Genomic DNA, 9,722 nt, shown 5'->3' on the forward strand with positions numbered 1-9,722 from the left:
CACCCGTTCAGTTTCCGAGGAGCACAGCCCGCGTGGAGTTCATTAATGAGGCCGTGCTCCATGCCGCCGGCCAATGGTGGATTTACCCCCTCCTGCTGGTCTTCTTCTTTGTCGACGGCTTCGCGATGGTGGTGCCCAGCGAGACCCTGATCGTGGCCCTCGCCGCGTACTCACGGCACAGCGGTGAGCCCAACCTCTGGATCCTCGGCCTGACGGCTCTGGTCGGCGCGATCGCCGGCGACAACATGGCCTACCTGCTGGGAAGCCGGATCGGGCTGGAACGCTTCCGCTGGATGCGCAAGCCCAAGGTGCAGCGGGTTTTCGCTTGGGCCCGGTACGAGCTCGAAAAGCGCGGCGCCGTGCTGATCTTCACCGCCCGCTACATTCCCTGGGGACGCGTCGCGGTCAACTACGTCGCCGGCACCACCGGATTCCCGCACCGCCGCTTCTTCCTGCTCGACGCCTTCGCCTGCCTGACCTGGGTGGTGTACTCGCTGGGCATCGGCCTCCTGGCCAGCTCGTTCCCGTGGCTGCACCACAACCCGCTGCTCAGCGCCGGGATCGCCGTCGTCTTCGCGATCGTGCTGGGCGTGGGGGTGGACCACGCCCTGCGCTGGTGGCATAAGCGCCTGGGCCGCCGCGACGCGGCCGCCGGCGAGGCGGCACCGAAGGCCGCACACGAGGGCGCACCGAAGCCCGCACACGAGGCCGGGGCCGCCACACGGCACGCGCCAAGCGACGCCTCGCGGAAGTAGCGCCGCGGCGCCGTCCGACCCTATGGTGGGAGCGTGACTGAGACTATTGCTGACGATGCCCCTGACCTCGAGTTCGACCTGAAGGTCCTGCCGAAGGTTTCCCTCCACGACCACCTGGACGGCGGACTGCGTCCGGCCACCATCATCGACCTGGCCGCCGAGGTCGGGCACACCCTGCCCTCCACCGATCCCGTGGCGCTGGGGGAGTGGTTCCGGGAGTCCGCCGACTCCGGTTCGCTCGTCCGCTACCTCGAGACCTTCGACCACACCATCGCCGTGATGCAGACCAAGGAGGGCCTCTTCCGGGTCGCCAAGGAATTCGTCGAGGACCTGGCCGACGACGGCGTCGTCTACGGCGAGGTGCGTTGGGCACCCGAGCAGCACCTGCAGCGGGGACTGACCCTGGACGAGGTCGTCGAAGCGGTCCAGGCCGGGCTCGACGCCGGCGTGGAGGCCGTCTCCGAAACCGGCCGCGAGATCCAGGTGGGCCAGCTGATCACCGCCATGCGCCACGCCGACCGCAGCCAGGAAATCGCCGAACTCGCCGTCCGCCACCGCCACCAGGGCGCCGTCGGCTTCGACATCGCCGGCGCCGAGGACGGCTTCCTGCCCTCCCGGTTCAAGGACGCCTTCACCTACCTGGCCCAGCACAACTTCCCGGCCACCGTGCACGCCGGCGAGGCCGCCGGCCTGGAAAGCATCCAGTCCGCCCTGGTGGACGGCCGCGCCCTCCGCCTGGGCCACGGCGTCCGGATCGCCGAGGACGTCAGCATCGAATTCGAGGAAGCGGAGAGCGACGGGACCGAGGGCGACGAGGTTCCCGACACCATCGGCATGGTCACCCTCGGCGACCTCGCCGGCTGGGTGCGCGACCGGGGCATCGCCCTGGAAATCTGCCCGTCCTCCAACCTGCAGACCGGCGCCATCTCCGGCTTTGGCGAGGGCATCGAGAGCCACCCCGTGGACATGCTCTACCAGCTGGGCTTCAACGTCACCATCAACACCGATAACCGGCTGATGAGCGGCGTGACCCTCACCGACGAGTTCGAACTGCTGGTGGAAACCTTCGACTACGATCTCGACGACCTGCTGGAACTCACCCTCAACGCCGCCGAGGCCGCCTTCCTTCCGCTGGAGGAGAAGGAAGCCCTGGTCGAGTACATCAACGAGGCCTACGCCGACCTTGGCTAGCAACCCCGAGGCCGCTCCTTCCGGGGCAGTGGACGCGCTCCTGGACGTGATCGCCCAGCTGCGACTCCACTGCCCCTGGATGGGCGCCCTCACCCACGACTCCCTCGTGGAGTACCTTCTCGAGGAGGCCTTCGAGACGGCGGAAACCATCGAGGGCGGGCACGGCGACGCCGAACTCCGCGCCGAGCTGGGCGACGTGCTGCTCCAGGTGGTGCTGCACGCCCGGCTGGCCGAGGAACGCGGCGCCTTTGACTTCGACGACGTCGCCCGCGGCCTGCGCGAGAAGATGATCCGCCGCAACCCGCACGTCTTCCGTCCCGACGGCACCCTGCAGGACACCTTCCCCGCCACGGTGGAGGAAATTGTGCAGACCTGGGACGCGGTGAAGCGGGCGGAGAAGTCCGGGCTCGGCCACGCCTTCGACGGCGTCCCGGCTGCGCTGCCCGCCCTGGCCCGGACACAGAAGCTGCTCGACCGCGCGGAGCGGGCCGGCCTGCCTGCCCGGCCGGCCGCCGTCGTGCCCGAACCACGTGGAACCCGAACCGGAACCGAACCCGCGCCCGATCCCCACACCGAGGAGGAGCTGGGCGAGGCCCTGTTCGCCATGGTGGTCGCCGCCCGGGCCCGGGGGCTGGACGCCGAACGGGCGCTCCGGGCCGCCAACCGCCGCTTCCAGGCCGCCGCCGCGGGCGGGACCGCGCCCCCGGATCCCGCCGCCGGGGCACCCCGTCCCGGGACGTAGCCGGGACTTAATAACTTTCCGTAACCCCGGCCCCTCTGGACTAGGCTAGGGGGTGACGAGGACGTCCACGACGGCTTGACCACCCCTGAGTTTCCAGCAGTCAGATACCCAACACACCGCTTCACCCAAAGGAGCATTTCCATGGCGCTTATCGATGCCATCCACGCCCGCGAGATCCTCGATTCCCGCGGCAACCCGACCGTAGAAGTTGAAGTCCTGCTCTCCGACGGCCAGATCGGCCGCGCGGCGGTTCCCTCCGGCGCCTCCACCGGCGAGCACGAGGCGGTGGAACTGCGCGACGGCGACAAGGGCCGCTACCTCGGCAAGGGTGTCCAGAAGGCCGTCGACGCCGTCATCGACCAGGTCGCCCCGGCCCTGATCGGCTTCGACGCCACGGACCAGCGCAGCATCGACCAGGCCATGATCGACCTCGACGGCACCGCCAACAAGGGCAAGCTCGGCGCCAACGCCATCCTGGGCGTCTCCCTGGCCGTGGCCAACGCCGCCGCCGCCTCCGCAGACCTGCCGCTGTACAAGTACCTGGGCGGCCCGAACGCCCACGTCCTGCCCGTGCCGCTGATGAACATCCTCAACGGCGGCTCGCACGCCGACTCCGACGTCGACATCCAGGAATTCATGGTCGTCCCGCTGGGCGCCGAGACCTTCTCCGAGGGCCTCCGCTGGGGCGTCGAGGTCTACCACGCGCTCAAGGCCGTGCTGCAGTCCAAGGGCCTGGCCACCGGCCTCGGCGACGAGGGCGGCTTTGCCCCGAACCTGCCCTCCAACCGCGCCGCCCTGGACCTGATCCAGGAAGCCATCAAGAACGCCGGCTACACCCCCGGCAAGGACGTGGCCCTGGCCCTGGACGTGGCTTCCTCGGAGTTCTTCAAGAACGGCTCCTACGAGTTCGAGGGCAAGACCCTGAGCTCCGCCGAGATGAGCGCCTACTACGCCGAACTGGTCGCCGACTACCCGCTGGTCTCCATCGAAGACCCGCTGGACGAGAACGACTGGGAAGGCTGGAAGACCCTCACCGACAGCATCGGGGACAAGGTCCAGATCGTCGGCGACGACCTCTTCGTCACCAACCCGGAGCGCCTGCAGACCGGCATCGACGCCAAGACCGCCAACTCCCTGCTGGTCAAGGTCAACCAGATCGGTTCGCTGACCGAGACCCTGGACGCCGTCTCCCTGGCCCAGCGCAACGGGTACACCACCATCACCTCCCACCGCTCCGGCGAGACCGAGGACACCACCATCGCGGACATCGCCGTGGCCACCAACGCCGGCCAGATCAAGACCGGCGCCCCGGCCCGCTCCGAGCGCGTCGCCAAGTACAACCAGCTCCTGCGCATCGAGGAGGAGCTGGACGACGCCGCACGCTACGCCGGCCGCAGCGCCTTCCCGCGTTTCAAGGGCTAGTACCCGCAAAAACCAGTGACCGGTGGCTATGGTGGAAAGAACCATGGCCACCGGTTTTGTTTTGGCCGGCCGGCGCTGGCCCCCGGTCCGGCCAATGTGCCGGCCAGTTGTGAAGGAGTGACATGGCAACCCGCCGTCCCAAAGTTCCCAGGGCAGCCGCGCCGGCAGCCACTGCACCGGCCGCCGGCCGGGGGGAGCCCGACGGCGGCGACGTGATCCGGGCCGACTTCGGCGGATCCCGCCAGGCCCACGCCCCGTCGCAGGTCCCCGGACCGGGCACCAGCCGCACCGCACACCCCGCCCCGGGCCGGACCGCCAACGGCGCCACCGCGGCCGCGACACCGGGCGCCCCCGCGTCCCGCCCCGCTGCCGGCACCCCCAAGGGCCCGTCCGGCACGACGCCGGGAAGCAGGCCCGTCGTCGAACGGGTCACGGACAGCACCGACCCCGTCCCCGCCAAGGCCTTCTCCGGCCGGATGCTGGCGCTGGCCCTGGTCATGGTGGCCATCACCATCCTGCTGGCCCCCACGGTCAAGATCTTCCTCGAGAAGCGCTCCGAAATCGCCGGCCTCCAGGCGGACATCACCGCCAGCCAGGCCAAGCAGGCGGACCTGAAGCGGCAGATTTCACGCTGGCAGGACCCCAACTTCGTCAAACAGCAGGCCCGCGACCGGATTAACATGGTTATGCCCGGCGAAACCGGGTACTGGGTGTTCGGCAGCGACATTCCCGCCGACACCCCGGCCACCGGTGCCGCCGCGACCAGCGGCGACAGCCAGGAAACCCTGCCGTGGGTGGACTCCCTCTGGGAATCCATCCGCCGATCAGCAACAGACTAAAAGCGGCGCCCGCCGCCGGAGCACCGGACCCGGTCCTCCCAACAGGGCAGGAAGGTGCCGCACCCGTGGACCAGAACCGAGTGGACGCCCCCCAGTCCGGAACCGGCGGCCCCGCCGCGGACCACCGCACCCCGACGGCCCGGGACCTCGACGTCCTCAGCCGCCAGCTGGGCCGGCCGGTGCGCGACGTCGTCGAGATCCCGGCCCGCTGCGTCTGCGGCAACCCCCTGGTCGCTGCGACCTCCCCGCGGCTGAGCAACGGCACCCCGTTCCCCACCACCTTCTACCTGACGCACCCGGTCATCACCTCGGCCGTTTCCCGGCTCGAAGCCGCCGGCCTGATGAACGAGATGAACGACCGGCTCGTCGAAGACGCAGAGCTCGCGGACCGGTACCGCTCCGCCCACGAGGCCTACCTGCAGTCCCGCGCCGAGATCGGCGAACGCTCGGGCACCGGCCCGGTCCCCGAGATCGACGGCGTCTCCGCCGGCGGGATGCCCACCCGGGTTAAATGCCTGCACGTCCTGGTGGGCCACTCCCTGGCCGCCGGCCCCGGCGTCAACCCCCTCGGCGACGAGGCCATCGACGCGATCGCCGAATGGTGGACGCGGGACCGCTGCTACTGCGACGGCGCCTGGGACACCGCCGGCGAGGCCCCCAGCCGGGACCTGAGCCGCCATGGCCCGCAGGGCCTGCCCGACATCGTCGGCCGGCCGGCACCAGTGCGCAAGAACCGGGCCGGGAGCTCCGACGCGTCCGCAGCCTCTGCAGCCGGCGCCACCGGCGGCACCGACGGGGCGGCCCAGTGAGCCGCGTCGCCGCCATCGACTGCGGCACCAACTCCATCCGCCTGCTGATCGCCGACGTCGACACTACCGATCCGGCCGCGCCCAAGCTCACCGACGTCGTGCGTGAGATGCGCGTGGTCCGGCTGGGCCAGGGCGTCGACGCCACGGGGGAATTCGCGCCCGAGGCCCTCGAGCGCACCCTCGCCGCCACCGCGGACTACGCCGAGCTGATCCGCCGGCACGACGCCACGAGCGTGCGCTTCGTCGCCACCTCGGCCACCCGCGACGCCCGGAACCGCCAGGTCTTCATCGACGGCGTCCGCGAACTCCTCGGCGTCGAACCCGAGGTCATCTCCGGCGACGAGGAGGCCGCGCTGTCCTTTGCCGGCGCCAGCAGCGTCCTGCCCTTCCGCGGAACCGACCCCGTCCTTGTCGTCGACCTCGGCGGCGGCAGCACCGAATTCGTCCTCGGCAACGCCGACGGCGTCATCGCCGCCCGCTCGGTCGACGTCGGCTGCGTCCGGATGACCGAGCGGCACCTCAAAGCCGACCCGCCCACCGCGGACCAGGTCGCCGCCGCCACCGCCGACGTTGACGCTGCCATCGACGAGGCCGCCCGGACCGTGCCGCTGGAACGGGCCACCGGCCTGATCGGCGTCGCGGGCTCCGTCACCACCATCACTGCCCACGCCCTGAAGCTGCCGGAATACTCCGCGGACGCCATCCACGGCACCGAGCTGGGACTGGACGCCGTGCGCGCCGCATGCACCTCGCTGCTGGACATGCCGCGGGAGAACCGGGCCGCGCTGCCCTATATGCACCCGGGCCGCGTGGACGTGATCGGCGCCGGCGGACTCGTGTGGCGCCGGATTGCCGAACGGATGGCGGAGGCCACCGGCGGCGTCATCACCACGGCCGTGACCAGCGAACACGATATTCTTGACGGAATTGCCCTGAGCATCAGCTAGCGCCGTGCGCCACGCTGCGGCTGCGGCAGTCGAAGCGCCGATTGGACCCGAATGACCAGAGCACCAGCCCGGCTGAGCCGGACCGTCTCAGCCCTGATTGCCGTGGCCCTCGCCGGCGCCAGTGCCGCAGCCACCCTGACGGTGGCCCCGGCCGCCGTAGCCGACAGCATGCGGGATAAGGAATACTGGCTCGCCGAATCCGGCATCACCAAGGCCTGGGAGGTCTCCAAGGGCGCCGGCGTGAAGGTGGCCGTGATCGACAGCGGCGTGGACGGCAAGCACGCCGACCTCGCAGGCGCGCTGGCCGGCGGAACGGACATCTCCGGTGCCGGGGCGCCCGACGGGCAGAAAAGCATCGGGGCCAAGCCCGAACACGGCACCCTGGTAGCCACGATGCTCGCCGGCCGCGGCCACCAGCCTGCCCCGGCCACCGACGCGCCCTCGCCCAGCCCGAGTCCCACCGCCTCCGGGCCGGGACCGGACGGGATCGTCGGCGTCGCACCCGAGGCCCAGATCCTATCCGTCTCCACCTGGCTCGGCTCGGCCAACCCCGGCGGCAAGAGCGACCAGGACCAGATCCCGGCCGCCGTGCGCTGGGCCGTGGACAACGGTGCCCGGGTCATCAACATCTCCCTCGGTAGCACCTCCCCGGAATGGCCGCAGAGCTGGGACGCGGCGTTCCTCTACGCCGAACAAAAAGACGTCGTCATCGTCGCGGCGGCCGGCAACCGCGTGGGCGGCAACGTCCAGGTCGGCGCCCCTGCCACGATTCCCGGTGTGCTGACAGTGGCCGGACTTGACCGGAAGGGCGCCGCCAGCATCGACTCCTCCTCCCAGGGCATCAGCATCGGCGTCGCCGCCCCGGCCGAGAACCTCATTGGTGGGCTGCCCGGTGGCGGCTACGCCGAGTGGGCCGGAACCTCCGGTGCCACCCCGATCGTCGCCGGCGTCGCCGCCCTGATCCGCTCCAAGTGGCCGGACATGACCGCCAGCCAGGTGATCAACCGGATCGTCAGCACCGCCAAGGACGCCGGCGCCCCCGGCAAGGACCCGCTCTACGGCTACGGGGTGCTCAATGCCGAGGCGGCGTTGAAGGCCGACGTCCCCGAAACCACGGTCAACCCGCTGGGCACCATCTCCGACTGGATCCGCGTGCACCGGCGGGGCATTCCGGCGACCTCGGCGCCGGCCGCGGCGCCGCCGCCGTCCAGTGCCGCGGCGGCCCTGCCGGAGCCCTCGGTTCCGGTGGCCCAGGCGCCGTCCCCGGCGGACACCGCCGTGCCCGCGCTGGTGGTCCTGGGCTTCGGCGGATTGATCGTCTGCATCATCGCCGGGGCGGCCATCCAGCTCCGCCGGGCTGTCCGGGGGAGCGCCCCGGAGGCCGCCGCCACGGTCCCGGAGACGGACGACGTCACAGCCCCGAATAGTTAGTGAAGGTTTTCACAAAGTGCGGTATTCTGGACCCATGGCAACCACTCCTCAGCTCCAGGACCGTCCCAGGGTACTCGTCGTCGGCGGCGGGTACGTCGGCCTGTACGTAGCCCTCAAACTGCAGAAGAAGATCGCAAACGCCGGTGGCATCGTCACCGTCGTCGACCCGCTGCCCTACATGACCTACCAGCCGTTCCTGCCGGAGGTTGCCGGCGGCAACATCGAGGCACGCCACGCGGTCGTTTCGCACCGCCGGCACCTGACCCAGACCGAGCTCATCGAGGGCCGCGTCCTCTCGATCGACCACGCCAACCGCACCGCCGTGGTCGCCCCGGCCGACGGCGGCGAGAACTTCGAGATCCCGTACTTCGACGTCGTCCTGGCCGCCGGCGCCATCACCCGCACCTTCCCGATCAAGGGCCTCGCGGACAAGGGCATCGGCCTGAAGACCATCGAGGAAGCCGTCGCCCTGCGCAACGGTGTCCTCGAGCGGATCGAGACCGGCTCCCTAATGACCGACCCGGTGGAGCGCGCCCGCGCCCTGACCTTCGTCGTCGTCGGCGGCGGTTTCGCCGGCATCGAGTGCATCACCGAAATGGAAGACCTGGCCCGCGCCGCGGTCAAGAAGAACCCGCGCGTCAAGCAGGAAGAAATCCGCTTCGTGCTGGTCGAGGCCATGGGCCGCATCATGCCCGAGGTCACCGCCCAGCAGGCCGAGTGGGTCGTCGAGCACCTGCGCAGCCGCGGCATCGAGGTGCTGCTGAACACCTCGCTGGACAACGCCGAGGGCGCCATCAAGCTGATCAACCTGCCGGACAAGACCCCCGCACAGGAGTTCGAGTCGGACACCCTCGTCTGGACCGCCGGTGTGCAGGCCAACCCGATGGTCCGCTCCACCGACTTCCCGCTCGAGCCCCGCGGCCGCGTGCGCGTCCTCCCGGACCTGCGCATCGCCGGCGACGAAGGCATCATCGAGAATGCCTGGGCCGCCGGTGACGTCGCGGCCGTGCCCGACCTCACGGGCAAGGGCCTCCCGGACGGCACCTGCGTCCCCAACGCCCAGCACGCGCTGCGCCAGGCCAAGCGCCTCGCCAAGAACCTGTGGGCCTCCCGCTGGGGCAAGGAACTCAAGGACTACAAGCACAAGAACCTGGGCGCCGTCGCCGGCTTCGGCGAATGGAAGGGCGTCGCGAACATCAACCTGATCGGCCGCATCGGCCTCAAGGGCCCGCTGGCCTGGCTCGCCCACCGCGGCTACCACGGCCTGGCGATGCCCACGGTCGAGCGCAAGATCCGCGTGATCTCTGGCTGGTTCTGGCAGCTCTTCCTGGGCCGCGACACCACCCAGCTGATGGACCTGGACAACCCGCGCGGCGCGTTCGTCGCCGCGGCCACCCCGGCCCCCAAGCCGGCGGACGCCAAGTAGTCCACCCGCAGCAACCACGACGGCGGCCGTTCCCCACGGGCGGTTTCTAGTGGTCGTTGCAACACTGCTGGTGGCTAGGTAGCTAGTAGTAAATCACGCAGACGCTCGGCCGGGGTATCCCAGCCGAGCGTTTTGCGTGGGCGGCCGTTGAGTTCCTGGG

At 70.4% G+C, this 9,722-nt stretch carries 9 protein-coding genes; all 9 read left to right on the top strand.

Going from position 1 to position 9,722, the window contains the following annotated elements:
- The first annotated feature begins 32 nt into the window (after positions 1-32).
- The 9 genes from QWJ39_RS15905 to QWJ39_RS15945 all read left to right on the top strand — a co-directional run bounded on the left by QWJ39_RS15905 (position 33) and on the right by QWJ39_RS15945 (position 9,562).
- Entirely contained in the window at positions 33-755 is a 723-nt protein-coding gene (locus tag QWJ39_RS15905) for a DedA family protein (protein ID WP_290258862.1), read from the top strand.
- A 33-nt stretch (positions 756-788) separates the two neighbouring features.
- The gene (locus QWJ39_RS15910) at positions 789-1,946 is read left to right on the top strand and encodes an adenosine deaminase (protein WP_290258863.1); all 1,158 of its coding nucleotides are present in this window, start codon (positions 789-791) and stop codon (positions 1,944-1,946) included.
- A 79-nt stretch (positions 1,947-2,025) separates the two neighbouring features.
- A complete protein-coding gene (locus tag QWJ39_RS15915) occupies positions 2,026-2,688 on the top strand; it encodes a MazG nucleotide pyrophosphohydrolase domain-containing protein (protein ID WP_290258871.1) in 663 nt (220 codons plus the stop codon).
- A gap of 141 nt (positions 2,689-2,829) precedes the next feature.
- Positions 2,830-4,110 carry a phosphopyruvate hydratase gene (gene eno, locus QWJ39_RS15920; RefSeq protein WP_290258864.1) on the top strand — a complete coding sequence of 427 codons (1,281 nt, stop codon included), beginning with the start codon at positions 2,830-2,832 and terminating at the stop codon, positions 4,108-4,110.
- 122 nt (positions 4,111-4,232) lie between these two features.
- Complete coding sequence (locus tag QWJ39_RS15925) at positions 4,233-4,949, top strand: septum formation initiator family protein (RefSeq protein WP_290258865.1); 717 nt, start codon at positions 4,233-4,235, stop codon at positions 4,947-4,949.
- Between the two features lie 80 nt (positions 4,950-5,029).
- Entirely contained in the window at positions 5,030-5,758 is a 729-nt protein-coding gene (locus QWJ39_RS15930; RefSeq protein WP_290258872.1) for a DUF501 domain-containing protein, read from the top strand.
- Complete coding sequence (locus QWJ39_RS15935; RefSeq protein WP_290258866.1) at positions 5,755-6,705, top strand: Ppx/GppA phosphatase family protein; 951 nt, start codon at positions 5,755-5,757, stop codon at positions 6,703-6,705. The genes QWJ39_RS15930 and QWJ39_RS15935 overlap by 4 nt, the downstream gene beginning before the upstream one ends.
- A gap of 51 nt (positions 6,706-6,756) precedes the next feature.
- Complete coding sequence (locus tag QWJ39_RS15940) at positions 6,757-8,136, top strand: S8 family serine peptidase (protein ID WP_290258867.1); 1,380 nt, start codon at positions 6,757-6,759, stop codon at positions 8,134-8,136.
- 34 nt (positions 8,137-8,170) lie between these two features.
- Positions 8,171-9,562, top strand: a complete 1,392-nt coding sequence (locus tag QWJ39_RS15945; protein WP_290258868.1) for an FAD-dependent oxidoreductase — start codon at positions 8,171-8,173, stop codon at positions 9,560-9,562.
- Positions 9,563-9,722 lie beyond the last annotated feature (160 nt).

The organism is Arthrobacter sp. YD4 (assembly GCF_030410515.1).
GTDB lineage: Bacteria > Actinomycetota > Actinomycetes > Actinomycetales > Micrococcaceae > Arthrobacter.